At 60.4% G+C, this 24,776-nt stretch carries 19 protein-coding genes and 2 pseudogenes; 17 read left to right on the top strand and 4 right to left on the bottom strand.

Annotated elements, in window-relative coordinates:
- Positions 1 to 3: 3 nt before the first annotated feature.
- From EN874_RS08910 to EN874_RS08900, 3 genes are read right to left on the bottom strand one after another with little or no spacing between them, the layout of a single operon-like run.
- Positions 4 to 492 carry a Mov34/MPN/PAD-1 family protein gene (locus tag EN874_RS08910; protein ID WP_126057777.1) on the bottom strand — a complete coding sequence of 163 codons (489 nt, stop codon included), beginning with the start codon at positions 490 to 492 and terminating at the stop codon, positions 4 to 6.
- Positions 489 to 1,106, bottom strand: coding sequence for a putative metal-binding protein (locus EN874_RS08905; protein WP_126057778.1), 618 nt, complete (start codon positions 1,104 to 1,106; stop codon positions 489 to 491). The genes EN874_RS08910 and EN874_RS08905 overlap by 4 nt, the downstream gene beginning before the upstream one ends.
- Positions 1,099 to 1,395 (bottom strand): DUF2604 domain-containing protein, encoded by a 297-nt coding sequence (locus tag EN874_RS08900; RefSeq protein ID WP_126057779.1) that lies wholly within the window; start codon positions 1,393 to 1,395, stop codon positions 1,099 to 1,101. The genes EN874_RS08905 and EN874_RS08900 overlap by 8 nt, the downstream gene beginning before the upstream one ends.
- 311 nt (positions 1,396 to 1,706) lie before the next feature.
- Here EN874_RS08900 and EN874_RS34050 point away from each other — a divergent pair.
- From EN874_RS34050 to EN874_RS08825, 16 genes and pseudogenes are all read left to right on the top strand, one after another.
- Positions 1,707 to 1,946, top strand: a pseudogene (locus EN874_RS34050) (hypothetical protein); the annotation flags it as partial.
- A pseudogene (fni, locus tag EN874_RS08895) lies at positions 1,935 to 2,858 on the top strand (type 2 isopentenyl-diphosphate Delta-isomerase); the annotation flags it as partial. The pseudogenes EN874_RS34050 and fni, both read left to right, overlap by 12 nt.
- Before the next feature lie 515 nt (positions 2,859 to 3,373).
- The gene (locus EN874_RS08890; RefSeq protein WP_127427542.1) at positions 3,374 to 5,680 is read left to right on the top strand and encodes a S9 family peptidase; all 2,307 of its coding nucleotides are present in this window, start codon (positions 3,374 to 3,376) and stop codon (positions 5,678 to 5,680) included.
- 833 nt (positions 5,681 to 6,513) lie between these two features.
- A complete protein-coding gene (locus EN874_RS08885; RefSeq protein WP_245454737.1) occupies positions 6,514 to 10,035 on the top strand; it encodes a Ulp1 family isopeptidase in 3,522 nt (1,173 codons plus the stop codon).
- Between the two features lie 206 nt (positions 10,036 to 10,241).
- Positions 10,242 to 12,266, top strand: coding sequence for a conjugal transfer protein TraG (locus EN874_RS08880; RefSeq protein WP_024502848.1), 2,025 nt, complete (start codon positions 10,242 to 10,244; stop codon positions 12,264 to 12,266).
- 116 nt (positions 12,267 to 12,382) lie between these two features.
- Complete coding sequence (locus tag EN874_RS08875; RefSeq protein WP_095488561.1) at positions 12,383 to 12,796, top strand: CopG family transcriptional regulator; 414 nt, start codon at positions 12,383 to 12,385, stop codon at positions 12,794 to 12,796.
- Positions 12,793 to 13,761 (top strand): P-type conjugative transfer ATPase TrbB, encoded by a 969-nt coding sequence (trbB, locus tag EN874_RS08870; protein WP_024502850.1) that lies wholly within the window; start codon positions 12,793 to 12,795, stop codon positions 13,759 to 13,761. Before EN874_RS08875 ends, trbB begins: the two co-directional genes overlap by 4 nt.
- A gap of 12 nt (positions 13,762 to 13,773) precedes the next feature.
- Complete coding sequence (locus EN874_RS08865; protein ID WP_126057781.1) at positions 13,774 to 14,082, top strand: TrbC/VirB2 family protein; 309 nt, start codon at positions 13,774 to 13,776, stop codon at positions 14,080 to 14,082.
- Positions 14,082 to 14,354 carry a VirB3 family type IV secretion system protein gene (locus EN874_RS08860; protein ID WP_024502852.1) on the top strand — a complete coding sequence of 91 codons (273 nt, stop codon included), beginning with the start codon at positions 14,082 to 14,084 and terminating at the stop codon, positions 14,352 to 14,354. The genes EN874_RS08865 and EN874_RS08860 overlap by 1 nt, the downstream gene beginning before the upstream one ends.
- Positions 14,348 to 16,798, top strand: coding sequence for a conjugal transfer protein TrbE (gene trbE / locus EN874_RS08855; RefSeq protein WP_126057782.1), 2,451 nt, complete (start codon positions 14,348 to 14,350; stop codon positions 16,796 to 16,798). The genes EN874_RS08860 and trbE overlap by 7 nt, the downstream gene beginning before the upstream one ends.
- Entirely contained in the window at positions 16,795 to 17,520 is a 726-nt protein-coding gene (gene trbJ / locus EN874_RS08850; protein ID WP_024502854.1) for a P-type conjugative transfer protein TrbJ, read from the top strand. The genes trbE and trbJ overlap by 4 nt, the downstream gene beginning before the upstream one ends.
- A 33-nt stretch (positions 17,521 to 17,553) precedes the next feature.
- A complete protein-coding gene (gene trbL / locus EN874_RS08845) occupies positions 17,554 to 18,876 on the top strand; it encodes a P-type conjugative transfer protein TrbL (protein ID WP_126057783.1) in 1,323 nt (440 codons plus the stop codon).
- Positions 18,877 to 19,608 carry a conjugal transfer protein TrbF gene (trbF, locus tag EN874_RS08840; protein ID WP_126063930.1) on the top strand — a complete coding sequence of 244 codons (732 nt, stop codon included), beginning with the start codon at positions 18,877 to 18,879 and terminating at the stop codon, positions 19,606 to 19,608. It begins immediately after the preceding gene.
- A 1-nt stretch (position 19,609) separates the two neighbouring features.
- On the top strand, positions 19,610 to 20,635 hold the full coding sequence (gene trbG, locus EN874_RS08835; protein ID WP_127232321.1) for a P-type conjugative transfer protein TrbG: 1,026 nt from the start codon (positions 19,610 to 19,612) through the stop codon (positions 20,633 to 20,635).
- The gene (locus EN874_RS08830; protein WP_126057785.1) at positions 20,632 to 21,846 is read left to right on the top strand and encodes a TrbI/VirB10 family protein; all 1,215 of its coding nucleotides are present in this window, start codon (positions 20,632 to 20,634) and stop codon (positions 21,844 to 21,846) included. Before trbG ends, EN874_RS08830 begins: the two co-directional genes overlap by 4 nt.
- A gap of 12 nt (positions 21,847 to 21,858) precedes the next feature.
- Positions 21,859 to 22,101, top strand: a complete 243-nt coding sequence (locus EN874_RS08825; protein ID WP_126057786.1) for a DUF2274 domain-containing protein — start codon at positions 21,859 to 21,861, stop codon at positions 22,099 to 22,101.
- A 235-nt stretch (positions 22,102 to 22,336) separates the two neighbouring features.
- Here EN874_RS08825 and hemN read toward each other — a convergent pair whose 3' ends face one another.
- Positions 22,337 to 23,686: an oxygen-independent coproporphyrinogen III oxidase gene (hemN, locus tag EN874_RS08820; protein ID WP_126059321.1), complete on the bottom strand. Its 1,350-nt coding sequence runs from the start codon at positions 23,684 to 23,686 to the stop codon at positions 22,337 to 22,339.
- A gap of 152 nt (positions 23,687 to 23,838) precedes the next feature.
- Between hemN and EN874_RS08815 the strand changes: the two genes are divergently transcribed.
- Positions 23,839 to 24,582, top strand: coding sequence for a Crp/Fnr family transcriptional regulator (locus EN874_RS08815; RefSeq protein ID WP_126057787.1), 744 nt, complete (start codon positions 23,839 to 23,841; stop codon positions 24,580 to 24,582).
- Positions 24,583 to 24,776: the final 194 nt, after the last annotated feature.

Raw genomic sequence — 24,776 nt, 5'->3', positions numbered from 1 at the left:
TGTTCAACTCGATATCATGATCATTCGCGACAGTGCCGCGGGAGGGAGCGCATTCCATTTGGCCTTTTCGTCAAGCCGATAGGCGGCGACCCGAGCAAAATCGAAAGGCTCGCGGGCGAAATTCGGCACTACCAGCGACAGACACCCAACCGTGGTAGCAACCGCATAAGCGTCGTCCGTCGTCGAATGGTAGGCGCGGCCCGGATGGCTGTGAATCTGGGCCAAGAGTTTCAGGCCGCTTTTGTAGAGCCAGACATTGAGCCGGTGCAGTTCTTCGGCCGCAACGATCACGCAAACGCCATCGTTTGTCCGAATGTGACGCTGCGCCGGGATAACCGTCTCTGTTACGGCAAAGTGCCGGTCTTGCTGAACGCCGACCCAGAGCGCCATCCCCTCATTGCCTTCGCGACCAACTGAGCGCAGATGCCCATGCGTGGTCGAGATGCAGCCGCGCGGGAGAGTCACGATCGTTACATCTCTCAAACCAGTCATTCTTGTATCGCCTGAGGGGATACCACCATTCCTACGATTGCCGGTGGGAGTTGAATCTGCAACTGCTCTATAGGAATGATTCCGTACTTGATGATCTTGTCCAGGATGAAGGCCAAACAGCCTTCGCCAGAACCCCGATGAAGTAGCCATGGATCACCTGAATGGGCTGGATTGTCGTGGTATTCCCGGACGCCCGCCATGCACAGGAATGGTTCGTCCTCGGGACTGTTGGCCTGGATGAAGTCCGTCAGCGGCACGGCGTTCTGCTGGATGAGAGCTCCTATCATCTCCGGCGGCGTTCCGGGCAGCGGCGGACGTCTAAGCATTTTCAGGTATAGATCTTTCCGGGCAATCGGATGACGCGTAAACGGATCGACGAAGACCACGGACGGTGGTCTTAAGTCGTAGTCGGTGAAGTCGACCTCGCTCGCTGCGCTGATCACCCGTGGTTTTAACTTGAGGCTTGCGAAAATGAAGAAAGCGCGCGGAAAGGTCGCCTCGATCAAGAAGCAGCCCTGAGCCCGATAGACATCAGCATATGGCCGGAACCGGCCGATCTCCCGATCAAACTTCGCTCGGGAGACCTCCGGATCCACACTTTGGGGTTTAGGCACCTGCGACGCCCGCCTTCAGGCTGAGGAACAGGGTCACAGTATTCGGGAAACCGAAATCGCCAAGCTTCTTGTCGACGTCGAGCAAGTTGCCGGCCTCATCCTTCAATTCCCAATTCTCGGCTGGTTGGGCGACATTCTGCGTGTTCTCAAGGGCTTTGGTACGAATGACGTGAAGCGGCTGGTTGGGATTGGCTTCGACCTGCGTGGGCTGGCCGTTCACCACCATCGTGATCTCGATCTTGCCCGGCCCGCCGCCGTGATTATCGCCCTTACCCGAATCCTTCGACATTGTCCTACTCCTGTGGCTTGCCAACCGTCCCACGCCCTGGCGCCCACCTGCGAGTGAGACCGGCGGTCTTCAATCGTTCACCCGGCGCCACGGCCGCGAGTACGCGAAAGACAGGGGATAAGCTACCGAATCGGTGCTTGCCTTCTTTTATGGGTGACTTGAGCCGCAAGTAAATGGTCTCAAATTGCTCCTCACAACTATAATCGATTATAGCAATGCGAAAATATTGGCGACACGCCTATTCATCTGCTCTCTCACTCGCCTGCTCCGTGCTTGGCAAGGGGAGCTTTGACTGCGTCACGCGTCCCCCAATCCTGCAACGCATTCACCCGAGCCTGCGCGACACCAGCGCCCGCACCGGCCGTGATCCGCAGAACGAAACGCTGATCGTGGCGTTCTATCGCGAACTGGCGCTGCTGTTCTGGCTAGACGATTGCAACGACGTTGGCCTGATCGCGCCGGAGCAGCTCGCCGCCGTGGAGCAGGCGCTGGGGCACGGCGTACCGTGCGTTCTCTCCGGATTCGAGGGCTGCGCTCAGCTGCGCGCTTCGCTGGTGCTGGATCGGCGAACGGCGCCGGCCACGGTGGCCGCTGGCTGGGAGTACATCCATTTCGAACACTGCGCACTGCCCGAGTTGGACCTGACGCAGATCGACCTGCGCGCCTCGCTGCTGGGCAAGGCTATGCGCGCGCCGCTGCTGATCAGCTCTATGGCCGGCGGCATGCCACGGGCCGAGGCCATCAACCGGCATTTGAGCGAGGCAGCGCAAGCCTTGCGGATCGCCATGTGCGGTTCGCAGCGTGTGAGCCTGCAATCCCGTAACTCCCAGGGGCTAACGCGCGCGCTGCGCCGCCTGGCGCCAGACATTCCCTTGCTGGCCAATATCGGCGCCGCGCAACTGCGGGAGGCCGACGGCCTGGACCTGGCGCGTCGCGCGGTGGACGCGCTGGAGGCCGATGGGCTCATCGTCCATCTCAATCCGCTGCAGGAAGCGGTACAGCCGGGAGGGCGACCGCGACTGGCGCGGCGTCCTGGCGCTGATCGCTGGCGCCGCGCGCATCGTGGGCGTGCCGATCGTGGCCAAGGAAGTGGGGGCGGCCTGTCCGCCTCGGTGGCCTGTGCGCTCGTCGAGGCGGGCGTGGCGGTAATCGATGTCGCCGGCGCCGGCGGCACCAGTTGGGCCGCAGTGGAGGGCGAGCGCGCCCGCAATGCCGCCGACCGTGCAGTGGCGATGTCATTCGCCAATTGGGGGATTCCCACCCTGACCAGCGTGCAGGCGGTGCGTCGGGCGCTGCCAACGGTGAAGCTGATCGCGTCGGGCGGGATCCGCGATGGCGTCGACGTGGCCAAGGCCATCCGCCTGGGCGCGGACATCGCCGGGCAGGCGGCCAGCGTGCTGGGCGCGGCGACAGTGTCCACCGAGGCCGTTGTCGCGCATTTCGAGATCGTCATCCGCCAGTTGTTGGGTCACCATCAAACCAATTTGACGCCCCGGGACAATATCGTCCGGCATTGTCCGGTGTGCGACGATGTTGGGGATGCGACATAGGCGGATTGCCGTGTATTAAACCGCTTTTCCTTTGGCACGCATATTGCGCCCTATCGGTAAACCTCGTCATGGGCCGGCGGCAATCGCTCGGAGATTGTCGAAATAGCACAATCTGCCGGGGTGACATCCGGCCCGACTAGAGCAGGACCTTTCAGATGATGCAGAAAAGCAAGCGGCCATACTCGCGGGGAAATAGTCGCGTCAGGGCTGCATGGACGCTCTTTCCTGGTTGTTTCGGCGACGGACGCCAACTCTTCAATCGGCACCCGAACCAGTGCCTGGATGTCCAAGGAGCGCCCCTGTTGCGCGTGCCTGGCTGCACCCGCGTGCTGGCTCTCCTCCAAGGCGACGCTCGGCGCTGCTGCAGACCGGCGACGAGAACCCAACTTCAAAATTAGCATTCCGAAAACCGAAAGAAGTGAACAGGTATGTCCAGGATCGGCGCTTTGACGCGCGCGGCATGGCGATCGGCAACTCAGACGCTGGCCAAGGGTTCGAAAAGTTTACACCCGACGCTAGCGCCGGCCGATTTCAAGCGCGCACTTACGATCAACGATCGATATGGCGGGCTCACTGTCAATGTCCCCAAAATGCCTTTCTGGCTGACCGGGGGTGAAGCCTTCGTCTACCGCCGGACTAGCCACGGCGAGCAGCAGTTCATGCAGGTCGATGCTGCCACGGGTTTCAAGCGGCCCGCTTTCGATCAGGCGCGTCTGGCGGCAGCGCTAAACAAGGTGAGCCATGAGAGCTATCAAGCCGGCAATCTTCCGTTCGACCGTTTCGAACTGAGTGAGGATGGTCGCAGGCTCGACTTCCAGATTGAAGACACCCGGTGGAGCTGCGACCTTGCAAGCTATGACTGTACCAGCACCACATTCGATGCAAGGAAAGGGGACCGTAGGGAGCTCAGCCACCGCTACACGCCGCCAGCGGAGAACAACCCCGACAAGACCAACGCGTCGCCCGACGGCAAATGGATCGCCTATATCAAGAACTGCAACGTTTTCCTGCGCAGCGAGGACGGATTGCAGGATGTTCCTCTGAGCCGGGACGGAGCCGAAGGCAATTGCTACGTCTTTTCGACGCTGAGCTGGTCGCCGGACTCGCGCCACCTCGCCGCTTACCTTGTTCGCCCCGGCTATAGGCGAGAGGTCCGCTACCTCAATTCATCGACGGACCAGTTGGAGCGGGAATATTCAACAATATTCTATCCCAGGCCGGGCGATGTCCTTCCGCTGCCCCAACCAGTCCTGTTCGACATTGCCGGCCGGCGCCAGATCGTGATTGACGGTGCCCTCTTCTCGAACGTCTTCGAACTTTCCCCTCTCCGGTGGTGGGCGGACAGCCGCGGCTTCACTTTCGAATATAACCAGCGCGGGCATCAGCTCTATCGCTTGGTCGAGGTAGACGCCGCCTCGGGCCGCGGGCGCTCCCTGATCGATGAGACCAGCGAGACATTCGTGGATTATTTGCCGCTGGGGCATGGCCAGGAGGATGCCGGAAAAATCTTCCGTTACGATGTCGATGACGGGAAGGAGATCATCTGGGCATCAGAGCGCGACGGGTATGAGCATTTGTATCTTTTCAACGGCCGGACAGGCGCGCTCGAAAACCAGATCACCCGAGGTGAGTGGGTCGTCCGGAGGGTCAACCATGTCGATCCGGTGAAGCGTCAGATCTGGTTCGAGGCGAGCGGGATGAACTCGCAGGAGGACCCCTATTGGGTCCATGCTTACCGCATCGGCTTTGACGGCAAGGGACTGACTGCACTGACGCCCGAACCGGCCAACCACCATATCGAGTTCTCGCCTGACAGGCGCTATTATGTCGATCTCTGGTCACGCATCGATCTGCCCCCGCGCATGGCACTCTACCGCGCCAGCGACAATGCCAAGCTCCAGCAGATCGAGACGGCCGACATTTCCGAGCTCGTCGCCGCAGGCTGGCAGCCGCCGCTCAGTTTCCATTCCAAGGGGCGCGACGGCAAAACTGACATCTGGGGTGTGCTCCACCTGCCAGCCAACTTCGACCCGACGAAGAAATACCCGGTTGTGGAGAATATCTATGCTGGACCCCACGGCTCCTTCGTCCCAAAATCCTTCTCGCGGTGGACAGAGCCGCTCACGCAGCTGGGCTTCGTCGTTGCTCAGATCGACGGCATGGGCACCAACAACCGCTCCCGCGCCTTCCATGATGTTGCTTGGAAGAATCTGAAGGACGCAGGATTTCCCGATCGCATTCTGTGGCACAAGGCGGCGGCCGCGCAATATCCATGGTACGACATATCCAACGTCGGCATTTTTGGCGCATCCGCCGGCGGCCAGAGTGCAGTCAGCGCGCTGCTCTTTCACCCCGATTTCTACAAGGTCGCCGTCGCCAAAAACGGCTGCTTCGACAACAGGATAGACAAGACCTGGTGGAATGAACTGTGGATGGGGTGGCCGGTCGGCATTGAATATTCGCAATCCTCCGCCGTTGACAATGCTCACAGGCTGCAGGGCAAGCTGATGATCGCGGTCGGCGAAATGGATGATAATGTCGATCCGTTTTGCTCGTTCCAGCTTGCCGATCGACTCATCAAGGCAGGAAAAGATTTTGACATTGTCTACGTTCCTGGTGCCAATCACCATACTCTAGGCACCTACACCGAGCGCAAACTCCTAGACTTCTTCGTTCGCAACATTCTCGGTCAGACCCCGCCCGACTGGAACAGCAAACCGATCGAGCTGGAGTAGCTTGTGGCTCTTGCAATTGTTAGCTCGCCTTATCGGCTGTAATCAGGGCGAGGCGCGAGCAAATCTGCACCGAAGGACGATCGTGGAGTCTAGGACTTGCGCTGCGTATTGAGGATAGGCTCGCCGCGACGTTGGTCTGAGCAAACTGCTTGATAGGCACGCCTGCAGACCGCGTGTGTGCGATTGCAAGATCCCCTATCAGCCTGGTGTGAAGCGTTCAGGGGAAAAGCCGCACCCAACGCCGCTTCCGCTCGCCGTAACGCTACGGCGGTGCGGCCCACCCGATCCGCTCGACGAGCATAGGAACACATAGGTCCCCGAACGGACGATTACCTTGGCAATAGAAGACCCTCGTCGGTCATCGCCGCTGTGGGTGGCAGCCCGTCGGTCTGGAGCTGCCACGATTCTCATCCTCGCGTCACATATGAGCTGAAGCTTTCCGGATCGGGTATCCAATCGGCATCCAGTTGCTCGGCGATATGGTTGAATTCTACCTCAGGACAAGAGTGAGTAGAGCAGCCCCGCTACGAAAATCCTATCCTGGTTCGTTTGACGCATCGACTATTCAGATTGATTGGCGTGATACCCGGCGCGGCCGCAACACGCTAGGCCGTCAACCGCTGAGCAGAAAACCAGCCTTCGCCTTCCGCGGCGGCGGACCTCGTCAGCCTTTCGAAAGCTTGCCTGAGTAGGTTGCTCATGTGATCTGTGGAAGTGAGGCTAGCGTGCACCCGTACAAACTGGACATTCATCGTAGCAGCTTGGCTGCAGGTGCAGCACGCCGTACCGCACGAGCAAGCGGACAAGCCGGCCAAGCCGGTTTTGAGCAGCACTTGGGCGAATTGCAGGCGGCGGATGAGTTGATGAGTGCACCAGGCGAGGATGTCCTCGTCAATGGCTCGCATGGCAAAGGTGAGTTGAGACCAACGAAGAGGCAGAGGATCCAAAGCAATCTGCAGCATGCTGTCACTGAGCGGCAACCAGGTCAGGTTGGTGACTCAGGCGCTCGCGCGATGATGCAACTCCCTGCCCATCAGGTGGGTACATCGGAACGGGAGGCGCAGCTCGCGATGCAGGGGGATGAGCACGAATACACCCCAGCGCCGCATCTCGATGGGTCGATGCCCTCGACAGTGCAGCCGGATCGTCCAATTGTGGCCCCCGACGGTGCCGACAAGCGTCCTGTTTATTCCAACGATGCCACCGCCATCGAAGGGCTGAAGTCTGCACTCCTTGCGGGTAAAGCCAGGCCGGACACGGTCACTCGCAGCGCAAATTCTCTTTTCGGCTTTAGTCGTTGGCTCTTTCAAAACAAAAAGCCAGGGTTTGCTGCTCGGCTTTACCATCCGTCGCTGAGCCAGGATCTCGAGGAGTACGAGAGTAGGGGTGGTTCCTCCACAGTGGCTGGCGCACTGCGTCAACTGATGAAGCCGATAGGCGGAGCCGCCCCGATTGTGGGTCGCGCTGTCCTGAACCCCCATCCTGACGACGCCGCGCTCACTAGACATTTCAGATCCGCGAGCGGCTACGCAACTGCTCTTAACCATTTCAGTCATTACCTACGTCAAAATGACAAGCTCGGGATTGCGGGCCGGATTTACGATGAATCGCTGGATAAAGATGTTGAGAGCTACAAGGCCGCCTCCTCTACTCGTGGAGCTCCGATCGAATCTGCACTGGTTTATATCCGCAAGCACCCGCCGCGCGTTATACTCGGGAGTCATCTGGAAAACGCGGTCAGCATGGAGGCTCGTCCCCGTGGCGACGCTGCTCAGCATACCGCACCACAGCAGGGATTCGATTGGCCAGAGGAGCTCCTGCCGGTAGGTTATAAGGAGGGCACCGATCTACCATTGTCTCTCGCCCCAACCGCGCACCAACACCAAGCACCCGACTTTGGAGAGGCCGTCCCTCACTTGAACTGGCGCCACGGCGACCAGGGCGCCCCGGAGGGGCTGGTAGCTGCACGGGACAGGAGCAGCCCGCTGCCAAGCGAGGCGGTGCCACATAAATCTGGACGGGGACTCGCTACGCAGCCCAGATTGTGGGCGGAGAAATCCGCCTCGCCAGAGCTCTTTCGACGGCGGGCGGAGCAGGCTCTGCCGGCGTCCGCCAGAGGTGTGGAGACATCCTCCGCGGTTGATGAAGCCGCCGCTCGCCAAGCTTTGGCTTGGTTGCAGCAGGAGATGGAGGGGATCGAACCGATGCAGGATCCTCATAAGGTGGCTACACCGGAATCTGAGGCGCAGCTCGTCAGGCAGAGGGATGAACACGAATCCACCCCAGCACCGCATCCCGGAGGTGGTGGTTCGATGTCCTCGACAGTGCAGCCGGATCGTCCAATTGTAGTCCCCAACGGTTCCGACAAGCGTCCTGTCTATTCCAACGATGCGACCGCTATCGAAGGGCTGAGGGCAGCATTCCACGCGGGTAAGGCCAGCGCGAACACGGTCACTTTCAATGTAAATTCTCTTTTCGGCTTTAGTCGGTGGCTCCTTCAAAACAACAAGCCAGGGTTTGCTGCTCGGCTTTACCATTCGTCGCTGGATCAGGATCTCAAGGAGTACGAGAGTACGGGTGGTTCCTCCACCGTGGCTGGCGCACTGCGTTACCTCAAGAAGTCGACAAGCGGAGCCCCGATTATGGGTCGCCCTCTCGTGATCCCCTATCCTGACGATGCCGAGCTCATTAGAGATTACAGAGCCGCTTCGACCAAGGAGTACCTGGCAGCGCCTGCGACCGGACGGAATCCAGATACCGTGGGCGGCTATACAAATTTTCTTAGACATTTTAGCCAGTATCTGCGTCAAAATAACAAGCCTGGGATTGCCGCTCGGATTCACGACAAATCGCTGGATAAAGATGTTGAGAGCTTCAAGGCTGTCTCCTATGGTAATAGACTAAGTATCGGTTCTGCATTGGCTCACCTCCGGGATATCCTGCCGCGCATTGTGCTCGGGCGCGAAACTGTCCTTGCTGCTCATCCGGCAGACGCAGTCACCAGGCGCGTTGGGGCCGCTGCTGAAGCTGGGCCAGCGGCACCGGCAAGAGCTCCCCAACCCGCCTCGCCAGCAACCGCTAAGCTGCCAGGCACCTACCGCGGCCTTCCACTGGTTGATGTGACCACACTGACGACCAGTTCCTCTGGGGCTCAGATCGGGGCGCTCGATCCGACAGCCCCGTCCAACGTTGCAACGGGGCGGGTGCTCGGCGCCGCCGAATGGCTGAGCGACGCCCATGTCCAGAGAGATTACAATTTGCTGGAGCGGCAACTGCAGGGGATCAATCCGGCGCTCGCTGCCCGGACTCGGCTGGTGGATCCTTCCGTATCCCATCTACTGCGACACACGTCGCCGCAAGACGCTCGAGGCATATTGCAGTCCATCTATAATCAAAACAACGCCACAGCCGACTTCCTGTTCTTGCCAGTGAATAATGGCACGGCTACTAGCCCCGGCACCCATTGGTCGCTGCTGCTCGTTGATCGCCGCGACCCCGAAAGGCGGTTCGCCTATCACTACGACTCCCTCCAGCGAGAGGGATATAACGACGTGCCTGCAAAACAGCTCGCAGGACTGCTGAATGCTACCTTGGCGCCAGCCCCCATGGCCAGACAGACGAACCATTATGATTGCGGCGTATTTGTCCTGGAGGGCACGTGGGCGCTGGTTGAACGATTGGTGAAAGGGCAGCGGCCAGACCACGAGCCGCTGCCCCTCGACAACCTCGTTGCCGATCGGCAGGCGCTGCAAGACCGGCTAAGGAGGCGCTTGCCGCACGAGGAAGAGCCGCGGCAGCTGCTGGAGGATGAACCCGCCTCCCCACCGATGATGGCATTCGAGCCAGGGGAACTGCGGCAACTGTTGGAAGACGAGCCTGACTCCCCACCAATGATGGCGTTCGAGTCAGGGGAACTGCGGCAACTGTTGGAAGACGAGCCTGCCTCCCCACCAATGATGGCGTTCGAGTCAGGGGAACTGCGGCAACTGTTGGAGGACGAGCCTGCCTCCCCACCAATGATGGCGTTCGAGCCAGGGGAACTGCGGCAGCTGTTGGAGGATGAACCCGCTTCCCCACCGATGATGGCGTTCGAGCCAGGGGAACTGCGGCAGCTGTTGGAGGATGAACCCGCTTCCCCACCGATGATGGCGTTCGAGCCAGGGGAACTGCGGCAACTGTTGGAAGACGAGCCTGCCTCCCCACCAATGATGGCGTTCGAGCCAGGGGAACTGCGGCAACTGTTGAATGATGAGCCTGCCTCCACTTGGGCACAAATCAATTCGACCCCACATGCGCGAGCGGACGGTGTTCATCAGCCAGCCCAGGCGCCCTGGCTCCCTGAACGCAGAAGATAACTTTGCGGAGGAGCGGTCACGCAACTGTCGGCGGCGCCGGGCCTCAGGGTGAATGGAGAGGATGGTGTCGCGTGAAGGCGCAACACGCGTGCTGACCGACCTGCATAGTAGGAAGTCGTTCATTGCTCCCAAATCGTATGTGAGGAACATTCCTGTCCCGGCTGCACCGCGCGATGCTAGGTCGCGTTGTTCAGCGGGCCAAGCCGATGACACCTACGAAGCTACTGATCGGGCAGATCGCCGTTGTGTGCGCAATTGTCATTATCGGCGTATGGACGGCAACCCAATGGTGCGCTCAAATGCTGACCTACCAGACGCCTCTCGGCGCACCATGGTTTCTCTTCGCCGGCTGGCCAATCTACAAGCCGTGGAAGCTGTTTGAATGGTGGTTCCACTTCGATGCTTATGCGCCGGAGGTCTTCGACAAAGCCGGTACGCTTGCAGGCGCCAGCGGATTCCTGGGCTGTGCCGCCGCAATCGCAGGCTCGCTTTTGCGCGCGCGACAGCGCGGGTCGGTTACGACCTATGGGTCTTCACGGTGGGCCACGACTCATGAGGTCGAGACGGCAGGGTTGTTACGGCCGGCGGGCGTTTTCCTCGGTAGGCTGAACGATCGCTATCTGCGCCATGACGGCCCGGAGCACGTCATGGCATTTGCGCCGACGCGTTCGGGCAAGGGCGTGGGGCTGGTTGTTCCAACGCTACTTTCCTGGACCGGGTCTGCCATCATTCATGATATAAAAGGCGAAAATTGGCAGTTGACCTCCGGCTGGCGGTCGAAATTCTCGTACTGCCTTCTGTTCAATCCGACCGACCCGAGATCGGCACGCTACAACCCGCTGCTGGAGGTGCGCAAAGGCCCAGATGAGATCCGGGACGTTCAAAACATCGCCGACATCCTCGTCGATCCCGAGGGCGCGCTGGAGCGACGGAATCACTGGGAGAAGACCAGCCATTCACTCCTAGTTGGCGCCATTTTGCACGTGCTCTACGCTGAAGAGGACAAGACGCTAGCCCGCGTCGCCACCTTCCTGTCGGACCCGCAACGCTCGTTTGCCGCAACGCTACGGCGGATGATGACGACAAACCATCTCGGGACGGGGCATAACCCTCAGGTCCATCCCGTAGTGGCCTCGGCGGCTCGCGAACTCCTGAACAAGTCGGAAAACGAGCGCTCAGGCGTCCTCTCGACCGCCATGTCCTTTCTTGGGCTTTATCGTGATCCAACGGTCGCGGCGGCCACTTCGTCCTGCGACTGGCGCATCGCTGACCTAGTGGATGGAGAGCGACCGCTGTCGCTCTATCTGGTCGTGCCGCCTTCGGATATCTCGCGCACCAAGCCTTTGGTGCGACTGATCTTGAACCAGATCGGCAGGCGGTTGACGGAGCGTCTGGAGGGGGACCCGAAGAAGAGCCGTAAGCATCAGCTGCTCATGATGCTGGACGAGTTTCCGGCGCTCGGTCGCCTCGACTTCTTCGAAACGGCGCTCGCCTTCATGGCAGGTTATGGCATTCGCTCCTATCTGATCGCACAATCTTTGAACCAGGTTTCAAAGGCCTATGGCGAGAACAATGCTATTCTCGACAATTGCCACGTGCGAATTGCCTTTTCCTCCAATGACGAACGCACGGCCAAGCGCATCTCGGATGCCCTCGGCACCGCAACCGAACTTAGGTCGATGCGCAACTATGCGGGCCATCGGCTTGCGCCCTGGCTTTCACATGTCATGGTGAGCCGCCAGGAAACCGCGCGCCCGCTCCTGACGCCAGGCGAGGTGATGCAATTGCCGCCGTCAGACGAATTGGTCCTGGTTTCTGGGTTGCCGCCGATCCGCGCCAAGAAGCTGCGCTATTATCAGGATCAGAATTTCACAGATCGGGTGCTGCCTGCGCCGGTGCTGCACGACGGACCCTATGCGGACTGCCCTGCATCACGCCCGGACGGCTGGACTGGACAAGTGTGCAGCGTCGATAGCCGACTTGCTGCGGACGAGGAAAGCGCCGACGCGCCAGTTGAAGACGAGGGAGGCGTTCAGCAGCAACGCCATCCAAGCCTGCCCGAAGAAGACGTTGTTGTCTCTCAAGAGCCCGATCAGGCCGATCTGTACAAGCCCGCAGACGATGACAGCGAAGCGCTCGCGGACAAGCGTGTCATGGATCGGATTTCCACTGCGGCCCGCGCCTACGGTATCAACGAGGGCAGGGGCGACGATGTCATTCCCGGCTTCTGAAGTCCGCTGAGTTGCAGAGCGCACCTCAGCGTAGATAACGGCCATAAGCAATTTTGAGCGTCTGGCCGATGCTTCTCCCGTCGCCGGCGCAACGCCGGGCCGTCGGAACGAGCCGCATGAAGCCGCACCGCATTCGCCATCAGTTTCTGCTTGAGCCGGAGCTCAGCGAGAAACTGGACAACCTCAGTCGCGATCCGTCAACGACCAAATCAGCGATCGTGGCGAAGGCGATCGAGGCGTTCATCGAGCGGCGTGGCGAGAGCGAGTTCGATCGGCGCTACGGCGTAAGGCTTGACCGGCTCTCCCGCGATCTTGCCCACGTCAGGCGCGATTCCGAGGTGATCCTGGAGAGCCTGGCGCTCTTCATCCGCTTTTCGATCACCCTTCACGCCCACACGCCGGTCCCGGATCGGGCAACGCAGGCTATTGCCCAAGAGCGTTTCGAGAAATTCGTTGAGAAGGTCGGCCGCCAGATCGCTTCCGGCAAAAAGTCGCTTAGCAAAGACAATGGTGGGGGAGGGGAAGGATGAGCTCTCATCCCGAGGCCGACCACCGGCGGCGTGTCATGCTGCGCACCGCCATGGGTCCGGCAATCACCGAAGCCCTGGCCGATCCGTCCGTCATCGAGGTGATGGTCAATCCCGACGGCGCGCTGCGACTCGACCGGTTAGGCGAAGGTCGGGTCGATACCGACGTTCACATGCACCCGTCCGAGGCAGAACGTATCATCCGCCTGGTTGCTTCGCACGTGCGCGCCGAGGCGCACGCCGACAACCCGATCGTCAGTGCCGAATTGCCGTCTGGCGAACGCTTCGAAGGCCTGCTGCCACCTGTGGTGTTGGCGCCATGTTTTGCCATCCGCAAGCCCGCCGCGAAAGTCTACACCCTGGCCGACTATGTTGCCGAACGCATCATGCTGCCGCTGCAGGCCGATGCGCTGAAAAAGGCCGTCCGCGAGCGGCGCAACATGCTGATCGCCGGCGGCACTTCCTCGGGGAAGACAACACTCGCCAACGCTCTGCTGGCTGAAGTCGCCGAATGCGACGATCGGGTGATCCTGATCGAGGACACACGCGAACTGCAGTGCGCGGCCAGGGACTGCGTTGCCCTGAGAACAAGGCGGGGCTCGGTCACCCTTGCCGATCTCGTGCGCTCGACGCTGAGGCTCAGGCCGGACCGCATCATCGTGGGCGAGGTGAGGGGCGCGGAAGCGCTCGACATGCTGAAGGCATGGAACACCGGGCACCCAGGCGGCATCGCTACCGTACACGCCAATTCCGCGCGCTCGGCTCTCTATCGCATTGAGCAACTCGCCCAGGAAGCGGTGGTCACCGTTCCCCGCCGGCTCATCGCTGAGGCGATAGATCTGATCGTCTTCATAGCGGGACGCGGCTCGTCGCGCCACATCGACGCAATCGCCGAGGTCACCGGTCTCGACGGCAGCGGCGATTACGCCGTTGCCCCGCTCACGCTTTCGCAACTCCAGCAGCTTTGAAAGGCCTTCCTCATGCGCAAGAAGCTTCGCTTTCTTTCGTCCACAGCGCTCGCGTTTCTTAACACGGCCCCGGTTTATGCCGCCGGCTCCGGCATGCCGTGGGAGCAGCCGCTGCAGCAGATCCTGGAGTCCGTGCAGGGACCGGTCGCCAAGATCGTTGCGGTGATCATCATTATCACCACCGGCCTGACGCTTGCCTTCGGCGACACCGCCGGTGGTTTTCGGCGCCTGATTCAGATCGTCTTCGGTCTGTCAATCGCCTTCGCGGCATCGAGCTTCTTCCTCTCCTTCTTCTCCTTCGGTGGTGGGGCGCTCGTCTGATGGCCGCCGGGGAGCAGCATATCGAGGGCTTCGCAGTACCGGTCCACCGGGCGCTGACCGAGCCGATCCTGCTCGGCGGGGCTCCGCGCGCGGTGGCGATCCTCAACGGTACAGTGGCCGCGGCCATTGGCTTCGGCTTGCAGCAATGGATTGCTGGTCTGGTGCTTTGGATCGCAGGCCACTCGTTAGCGGTGTTTGCCGCAAGACGCGATCCGGACTTCGCCAGCGTGCTTGTGCGCCACCTACGTCTGAAGGGGTGGCTTGCATGCTGAACCTTTCGGAATATCGAAGCAAAGCCGACCGGCTTGCCGACCATCTACCCTGGGCTGCCTTGGTGGCGCCCGGCATCGTGCTCAACAAGGACGGCAGCTTTCAGCGGACGTTGCGGTTCCGCGGCCCGGATCTCGAAAGTGCGACGGAGGCTGAACTCGTCGGCATTTGCGCCCGGGCGAACAATGCTCTCAGACGCCTTGGCTCTGGCTGGGCATTGTTCTTTGAGGCCGAGCGCACAGAAGCGCTGGGCTATCCGAACTCGCATTTTCCTGACGCCGCGTCGTGGCTGGTCGACGAAGAACGCCGCGCTGCTTTCGAGGGGAAGGTAGCGCACTACGAGAGCCGCTATCATCTGACCTTGGTGTTTATGCCACCGCCGGACGCCCAGGCGCGCGCAGAAAGCGCGCTCGTCGACTCTCATTATTCCCGAGGAGAAAGAGACTGGCGCCAGGATCTGGCGAGGTTCCGTGACGAGACCAACCGCGTGCTCGATCTCTTCTCGGGTTTCATGTCCGAAGTACGCGTCCTCGATGATGCTCAGACGTTGACCTACCTCCACGGCACGATTTCGCCTCGTCGCCATCCTATCATGGCCCCGGAAACGCCGATATATCTGGATGCAATCCTGGTCGATGCGCCGCTTACCGGTGGCCTGGAGCCGATGCTGGGTGAGCAGCATCTTCGCACACTGACCATCCTCGGCTTTCCGAACCTCACCCGGCCCGGAATCCTCGATACCCTCAATCATCAGGATTTCGCCTATCGCTGGATGACGCGCTTCATTCCGCTCGAGAAAACGGAAGCCACGAAGACGCTGACGCGATTGCGCCGGCAGTGGTTTGCCAAGCGCAAATCGATCGTGGCAATCCTACGCGAGGTCATTACCAACGAGCCGGTCCCGCTTGTCGATAACGATGCCGACAACAAGGCGCTCGATGCCGACGAAGCCCTTCAGGCATTGGGCGGTGATCATGTGAGTTTCGGCTATCTCACCACCACCGTGACGGTGTGGGGCGAGGATCGCCAAGCCGCTGCAGAGAAGCTTCGCGCGGTCGAGCGCATCATCAATGGGCTCGGCTTCACCACGATCCGAGAAGGCGTCAATGCGGTCGAGGCTTGGCTCGGCTCATTGCCTGGCCATGTCTACGCTAACGTTCGCCAACCGCTCGTTCATACATTGAACCTTGCCCATCTCATGCCGCTGTCGTCGGTTTGGGCCGGTCCTGCGACAAACGAGCATCTCGCGAAAGTCACCCAAACCGAAGCGCCACCGCTTTTCGTTGCCGAGACCAGTGGGTCGACACCGTTTCGGCTTTCCACCCACGTCGAAGATGTCGGCCACATGCTGGTTGTTGGTCCGACCGGCGCCGGCAAGTCGGTTCTGCTTGCTCTGATTGCTCTGCAGTTCAGGCGCTATGCCGGCGCCCAGGTTTATGTCTTCGACAAAGGCAATTCGGCCCGTGCTGCAACACTTGCCATGGGTGGAGAACACCACGCGCTAGGAGCGGACGGTTCCCTTGCCTTTCAGCCACTGCGCAGCATCAACGACCAGGCTAGCCGAAGCTGGGCGGCCGAATGGATCGCCAGCCTTGTTGCCCACGAGAACGTCACCGTCACGCCGGAGGTGAAGGAGGCTATTTGGTCAGCGCTGGCCAGCCTTGCCACCGCGCCGGCGCAGGAACGCACACTGACCGGTCTTTCGGTCCTGCTTCAATCCAATGCGCTGAAGACCGCATTGATGCCCTACACGCTCGACGGTCCCTTCGGCCGCCTGCTCGATGCCGATCATGATGGGCTGGCCTTGTCGGATGTGCAGTGTTTCGAGACCGAGGAGTTAATGCACAGCCAAGGCGCTTTGCTGCCGGTGCTTACCTATCTGTTCCAGCGACTTGAGGAACGGTTCGACGGACGGCCCACGCTGATCATGCTCGACGAGGCGTGGGTCTATCTCGACAATCCGCTGTTCGCCGCCCGCATCCGCGAATGGCTGAAGGTGCTGCGAAAGAAGAACGTGTCGGTTGTCTTCGCTACGCAGTCGCTGGCTGATATCGCGGGCTCTGGCATAGCGCCGGCAATCATCGAAAGCTGCCCGCAGCGCATTTTCCTTCCCAATGATCGTGCCGTGGAACCCCAGGCGCGCACAGCCTACGAGCGCTTCGGTTTAAGCGAGCGGCAGATCGAATTGATCGCCCGCGCCACGCCGAAGCGTCAGTATTATCTGCAATCGCGCCGCGGCAACCGTCTGTTCGAGCTCGAGCTTGGCCCCATCGCTCTTGCGCTTTGCGGTGCTTCCGATCCGGCCACGCAGACTCTGATCGACAGGATCATGTCCGAAGACGGGCAAGGCAGCTTTGCCTCGCAGTTCCTGATCGCGCGCGGCCTCGATTGGGCCGGCGAACTTCTCAAGCAATTCCCTCAACCAGACAAGGAGCAATTCTCATGATGCGGCGACGCCTTCTCTCCGGCCTGATCACCGTTTCCCTGATCGCCAAGCCTATGGCCGACTATGTGCAGCCCGCGTACGCCCTTATCGTGTTCGATCCGTCCAATTATGCGCAGAACGTGCTGACGGCCGCGCGCGCATTGGAGCAGATCAACAACCAAATCCAGTCGCTGCAGAATCAGGCGACCATGCTGCAGAACATGGCGCGCAATCTTCAGCGTCTGGATTTCTCTTCCGTTGGCCAACTCACCGGTTCGCTCCATCGCATCGACGGCTTGATGGACCAGGCGAGTGGCCTCAGCTTTGATCTGGGCAAGCTTCAAGACCAGTGGCGCAGCCAATATCCGGAAAGCTACGACGCCACGATCAAAGTCAGCGATGTGGCGAGTGCTGCGCGGGAGCGTTGGCAAACCGCCATGCAGGCGTTCCGCCAGACCATGGGTGTCCAGTCGCAAATCGTCGAGAACGTCCGCGCCGACGGCGATCTGCTCGCCGATCTCGTCAACCGCAGCCAAGGGGCGGCCGGTGCGCTTCAGGCAAGCCAGGCCACCAACCAGCTGATGGCGCTTTCGACAAAACAGCAGATGCAGATCCAGACGCTGCTCGCAACGCAGTTTCGAGCTGAGGCCGAGGATGCCGCCCGCAAGGCCCAGTCAGACGAAGCCGCCCGCGAGATGACGAAGCGGTTCTTGGGTACCGGCTCGGCTTATCCCGGCAATTAATCACGAGTTCATCACGACGAGAAAGGCAGCGGCATGAACGACCTTGGCGTCATCGATCGCTTCATGGAGACCTTCATCCGCTACATCGACAGCGGGTTCGGTCTGCTATCGGGCGACCTCGCCTTCCTCACTACCATTCTGATCGGCATTGACATCACACTTGCCGGCCTGGCGTGGGCGCTCGGCGACGAAACCAGCGTTCTCGGCCGGCTTGTCCGCAAGGTGCTCTATGTTGGCGTCTTCGCCTTCATTCTGAACAATTTCAAGAACCTCGCCGATATCGTTTATCGTTCTTTTGCCGGTCTCGGGATTAAGGCGTCGGCCGGCAATCTGTCGGCAGACAATCTCTTGCGCCCGGGCCGCATTGCCGCGACCGGTTTCGAAGGTGCTTGGCCAATGCTTGACCAAGCCAGTCAGCTCCTGGGCTTCCCGGAAATCTTCGGCAACGCACTGACCATCTTCGTGCTGCTGATGGCCTGGTTCCTGGTTATCATCGCCTTCTTCATCCTTTCCATCCAGCTTTTCATCACCATCCTAGAGTTCAAGCTCACCACGCTGGCAGGTTTTGTTTTGGTTCCATTCGCACTTTGGAACCGTTCAGCGTTCCTGGCCGAACGCGTGCTCGGCCATGTTATCTCGTCAGGCATCAAGGTGATGGTGCTCGCCGTCATTGTCGGTATCGGCTCCACGCTCTTCGGGGAGTTCGCTTCCGCATTGCAAGGCAAGGAGCCGGATCTTGCCGGTGCCATGTCCCAGGTACTGGGCGCACTGGCACTGCTTGGCCTTGGCATTTTTGGGCCGGGGATCGCGTCGGGTCTTGTCTCAGGCGCACCGCAGCTTGGGGCGGGCGCCGCCCTCGGCACGACCGCGGCGGCAGCGGGTGTATCACTCGTTGCTGGAGGCACAGCATTTGCTGGCGCGCGTATGGCAACCAGCGGCGGTCTCGCCGCCATCCGAGCCGGCACAACAATGGGATCGGCTGCTTCCACGTCATGGCAGATCGGGCGCGCAACCTCGCCCGACGCTGGCCTCTCCGGTGTGGCTGCTGGAATGCATGGTGTAACCAGTGCAGCTGGCGGCGCCGCTATACGCATAGCGCGATCCGCCACTGCAAGTGTTGGGCGCAACGCCGATGCCGGGCGCGATGCCGCGTGGACCGCGACCGGCGGCGCGCCGACAGCGTCAATGACCGAACGCTCTGCCGGTTCGGCCACTGTTTCGGCGCCGACGTGGGCAAGGCGCCTACGTTCTGAACAGACCGCCCGGGCAAATCGCCACGCTGCCATGCAAGCTGTCCGAGACGGAGACCGGCCGGGAGGCAGCGCCAACCCCTCTCTCAACGACAAGGATGACTAGATGCTCTTCAAGCGACCCGTGCACCGTTACGGCAAAACACCCGAACCGGTCACGCCGTATCAAAAAGCCGCCCAACTGTGGGACGAGCGCATCGGCTCATCTCGACTGCAGGCCAGGAACTGGCGGATCATGGCCCTTGGCTGCCTGGCCTTGGCGACCGGGCTTTCCGGCGGACTCGTATGGCAGTCGATGCAAAGCCGTGTCGTGCCTTATGTCGTCGAGGTCGATGGCTTCGGCGAGACGCGCGCCGTCGCGCCGGCGGTCCGGAATTATGAGCCCTCGGATGCTCAGATCGCCTGGCATCTCGGCCGCTTCATCCAGAATGTCCGTTCCGTTTCCACCGATCCGGTTTTGGTTCGGCAGAACTGGTTGGCAGCGTACGACTTTGCTAGCGATCGCGCAGCGCTCTTCCTCAACGAATACGCCAAGGCGAACGACCCCTTCGGTCAGATCGGAACGCGCAGTGTTTCGGTACAGGTCACCAGCGTGGTCAGAGCCTCCGAAAGTTCATTCCAGGTCAAATGGACCGAGCAGGTGTTTGAGCGCGGAAGCCTTGCCAGCACGATGCGCTGGACTGCGATCCTCACGATCGTGATCCGCTCGCCAAGCAATACGGATCAGCTGCGCAAGAATCCGCTCGGCGTCTTCATCAATGCCATTGACTGGTCACGCGAGCTCGACAGCGCCGTCCCAGCCCCCCTTTCTCCGACGGAGTCCACCAATGAAAGGTAAAATGTCACCGATTCGTGCCGTGCTGATCCTATCGGTGTCGGCAGCGGTCGTTTCCGCTTGTGCATCGAAGAAGGTGCCGCCGCCTGAGATTTCCTATGACGCTGCCGACTTCAAACCGGCCGCGATCGAAAAAGCGCCGGAGAGGCCGATTAGAATTGTCGAGGTGCCAAAACCACTGCCGCTGCCTGGCCAAATGCAGCCCGAGCCCGGCAAGGCCGAGGACAAGCGCCCTCCTGAAGAACGCGTCGCTGATGCCAACAAAGCCGCGACCCAGCAACCCACCAAGTACGGGTATGTTAATGCAGTGCAAGTCTACCCCTTCACCGATGGCGCGCTTTATCAACTCTATGCCGCGCCGGAGCGCGTGACCGACATCGCTCTGCAGCCGGGCGAGAAACTAACCGCCGTGTCGGCTGGCGACACCGTGCGCTGGGTCATTGGCGATACCGCAAGCGGCACCGGTGACAATCAGCGCACCCATGTTCTGGTAAAACCCTTCGCGCCGGGTCTTGCCACCAATGTCGTCATTACGACGGACCGGCGGACCTATCATTTGCAGCTTCAAAGCACCGAGAAGACCGCAATGGCGGCAATCTCCTGGACCTACAGCCAAGACCAGATCATCGCGCTTCGCCAGCGCAATGCTCAAGCCGAGGCAGTTACACCGGTCGCGTCGAACATCGCGCTCGAAAACCTTCGCTTTCGCTACTCAATCAGTGGCGACACACCGCCCTGGAGACCGACGCGAGCCTTCGACGACGGCAGCAAGGTCTATATTGAGTTCCCTCGTCGCATAGATCAGGGCGAGGCGCCACCACTCTTCATCGTCGGCGCAGATGGGAGCAGCGAGCTCGTCAACTATCGCGTGCGCGGCAACTATTACATCGTCGATCGGCTCTTCGCCGCGGCCGAACTTCGCCTCGGCACCAAGCGGCAGCAGGTGATCCGCATCAGCAGGATTGACGGCAGGCAACCGCAACGGCGGATCTCGCTCTTTCGCGGCAGCCGGCGAGGTGAGGGCTCATGATCGAAAATTCCCGCTCTGGCATCCCGCCGAAACTGGATCCCGAGGAACTGCAGCTTCGGGCCTCTCCCCGCCGCGTGGTGCGGTTCAGGCGCGGTGTGATCATCGCTATCGCAGCGCTCGGATCCGGCGCTGTCTTCGGCGTTACCATGATCGCCCTCCAGGGGCCGGCCCTTCGCATCAGGGATCAGGCGGAAGATCTCTACAACACTGAGCGCAAACCAACCGCCGAGGGACTCGATACGCTTCCCCATGACTATTCCGGCATGAAGCCAAAGCCTCCCGTCCTTGGGCTACCTTTGCCGGGCGACCTCGGCCGCCCCATCCTCGAGCGGCAGCGCCAGCTCGGCATCGTGCCGGGCCAAGACATCTCGGCCGAGGAGCAGCGTCTAGCGCAGCAGGCGATCGAAGCGCGTGAATCGCGGGTGCTTTTCCGCGTCGAAAATCGAGCTCAACAGACAGATGTCGGAGAGAGCGTGCAAACTGCTCAGCATCCATTTGAGGCGCTTCCCCAATCCGAAGCAGGACGCGCGTCAGCCTCGGTGGCGGCGGCGGAAGGCGACCAGAACAATCAGCAGCGAAAGCTTGATTTTCTCAGCCAGCGGAGCACTGGCGGGATCTACAATCCGCATGCGCTTCAGACGCCGATCTCGCCATATCAACTGATGGCTGGCAGCGTGATTGCCGCCAGCCTGATCACCGGCATCAATTCCGATTTGCCGGGCCTTGTCGTCGCGCAAGTCACCGAAAATGTGCACGACACGGTCACGGGCAACATATTGCTGATTCCGCAGGGCTCACGTCTTATCGGCGTCTACGACAGCGTCGTCGCGTTCGGGCAAAAGCGAGCGCTGCTGGTCTGGCAGCGCATTCTGCTGCCCGACGGCTCGTCGGCCGAAATCGACAATCTGCCCGCGAGCGACACCGCCGGCTACGCAGGGCTGGAAGACAAAGTCGATTTCCACACTTGGCAGATGATCAAGGGAGTGGCGCTTGCCACATTGCTCGGTGTCGGCACAGAATTCAGCCTCGGCGAAAACGAGAGCGATCTGGTCAAGGCGATCCGGGAATCAGCCCAGCAGAACGCCAGTCGAGCCGGCCAGCGCATCACCGAAAAAAACCTCAATATCCAGCCCACCATCGTCGTCCGCCCAGGTTGGCCACTGCGCGTCATCGTGCACAAGGACATCGTGCTGCGGCCATACGCCAGTTGAGCAGGAGTTATCATGGCTGACCTGAAACTTGGAAAACTTCCGGACCGAACAGCTTCGAAGATCACCATTACCGTCAGCGCGGAGCTGAGCCAAACACTCAAGGAGTATGCTGCACTTTACCGTCAGACCTATGGTCAGTCTGAAACCGTGGCAGAACTCATCCCTTTCATGCTGGCGGCGTTTCTGGAAGGCGACCGAGCCTTTGCCAGGGCCAGAAAAGAACGTCTGCCGACGGAGCTTGCCGGAAAATCGTGACTCCTCCGCTAGGGCAGCTGGAACATTGCCTAGCTGTCGCGACCTACCTGCTCCTCGCGAAGCATAGGATCAAACCCCTTGGAATGTAGGTATGCGCAAGAGAGGATGTGGAAGGAGATACCGCGCAACAGCCTAAGTTTGCATTTTCGATTTGATGCGGTAGTCGCCTATGAGCGGTCAAAACGAACGCAGCTGGTTCGCCGATCGACCAAACGGCGAGCGCACTGTGCTTTGCTCAGACCGCCACCGAGTGCCTCGCCGTTCCCCCTTTGAAATATGTATCGAACTTGGCCGCGATGGTTCGAATGAAGGGGCGACTTTCAGTCCGTACGAGGAAACTGTCACCATCGAATTCAAGCGCTCGGGCAGGATCGTGGAGTGCGATGGACCTCGAGCGATGAAGGAGCTGCTCGCCGGCTTTGCCGAACCGCTCCACCAGATCGACTGCCGAGAAGGCAAAATCACACATCAGCCGCTCGATGATCCAGCCACGGACGCGATCGTCGTCGGAAAGGGCAACGCCGCGGACGGCAGCCAACCCGCCATCCGCAACCATGCGCCCGTACCCGGCAGTCGAAGCCATGTTTTGCACGTAGCCTTGGCGAAAACGACCGATGGACGAAGGGCCAAGTCCGATCAGTGTCGGGCAGCGATCCTCAGTGTAGCCCTGAAAATTGCGATGCAAAACCCCTGCGCGGGCCGCTATGGCCAGCGCATCGTCGGGCTTCGCGAAATGATCGAGTCCTATTGCCTCATATCCCTTGGCGACAATTGCCCGCGCCGCGAGTTGAGATTGGGCGAAACGCTCAGTGGGACTCGGCAGCCATGCCTCGTCGATCATCGTCTGATGCTTCTTGAACCAGGGCACATGTGCGTAGCCGAACAGGGCCATCCGGTCTGGCTCCAAGGTCAGTGCCTGCGCCACCGTGGAACAGATCGTCTCGCGTGTCTGATTCGGGAGCCCGTAGAGCAGGTCCAGATTGACCGATTCGACGCCCCGCGAACGAACCCCGTCGACGACTGCCTTGGTCTGCAAAAAACTCTGCTCACGATTAATTGCTTTTTGCACTTGCGGATCGAAATCCTGCACGCCGAGGCTCGCCCGGGTTACGCCGATTTGAGCAAGTGCATCAAGGCGCGCCTTGTCCATGTCGTTGGTTTCGATTTCGATGCTGACCGTAGCATCCGGGAGAAAGTCGAAGCTGTCCCGCAAGGCCGCTCCAAGAGCAACCATATCATCGGGCCTCAGAATAGTTGGCGAACCGCCACCGAAGTGGATTGCACGGACATGTGCCTTGCCGCTCAGCAGACCGGCAATCGTGACGATTTCGGCATTCAGCGAGCGCAGATAAGCGGCCACCGGCTCATATTGGTGCGTCTGCTTGGTGTGGCAGGCGCAGAACCAGCAGAGCTTGTCGCAGTAAGGAATGTGCAGGTACAGCGAGATTTCGTCGCCGCTTTCCAGCGTCTCCAACCAGCCACGGTAAATGGCAGCATCGATCCCCGAATGGAAATGCGGCGCCGTCGGATAGCTGGTGTAGCGTGGGACGTTCTCGCTGAGTTTGACAGCTATTTCCGATTGCATCTCGCGTTCACCGTGTTGCCCGCCGGAACACTGCACGCATCGCTGAAGCAGACCCTGATCTCGATCAGCCGCGCTCATGGACAAACCGCCGCAGGATTTCTCTACCCTGGATGGGTATCCTGCCGGCAGTTAGGATCGGGTAAGGCGAACGCATGACCTTTCGGCAAGACATTCATAGTTCCGGCATTCCTGTTCTTTGCTTCCCTTGCGAGGCACGGCGTCGCGGTGTCTGCGGTGCGCTCGATCCAGACAATTTGGTTGGGCTCGCCAAGACTTGCTCGCGTCGCCGGATCGAGTCAGGAATGGAGTTGACCGGCGAGGCACAGAACGTCGACAGCTACTCCAACGTGCTTTCAGGCGTTGTAAAGCTATCAAAGAGCCTGTCGGATGGGCGCCAGCAGATCGTCGGTCTCCAGTTTGCACCGGATTTTCTGGGACGTCCTTTCAAGGTGGAAAGCTCGATCAATGCGGAAGCGGCAACAGCAGTCACGCTGTGTTCGTTTCCGCGAGCGGCCGTCGAACGGATGATGAAGGCGTCACGGGAATTCGAGCATCGCCTGCTCAAACAGACGCTGAATGAACTCGATGAGGCGCGCGAGTGGATGGTGACGCTGGGGCGCAAGACAGCTCCGGAAAAGGTAGCGACTTTTCTCCTCATGATGGCCCGGAATATCGATTCCAGTCTCGATGCGGCTTCCGGGTCGGCGTCCTTCGATCTGCCGCTGACGCGTGTCGAAATGTCTGATTTCCTTGGAATCACCAACGAGACCGTGAGCCGCCAACTGACGCGATTGCGGGCTGACGGGGTGATTCGGATTGAGAACGCACGCCATGTGACGGTGGACAGCATAAGCCGTCTGGAGAAGCGCTGTGGCGGCGGACGCGAGCGGCCCTAAGCGGCGAGGCCATGTCGCATGACTCCGGGGCGGGCCGTGTTTGCCTTTTAATGCGATGTTGCCGCGCCTTCGACGAAGCGGCGTCACGGTCGAGACAAACAGCTTTCGGGCTTTGATAGGAACGTGACCAATCGCCAGGTGTGTTTCGGCACATACCGGCGAAGCATGGTCCTTAATCTGCCACGGCTCGGCGG

Origin of the sequence: Mesorhizobium sp. M1D.F.Ca.ET.231.01.1.1 (genome assembly GCF_003999155.2) — a bacterium.
In the GTDB taxonomy this organism is placed as follows: Bacteria; Pseudomonadota; Alphaproteobacteria; order Rhizobiales; family Rhizobiaceae; genus Mesorhizobium.
This window is presented reverse-complemented; position numbering and strand designations above follow the sequence as displayed.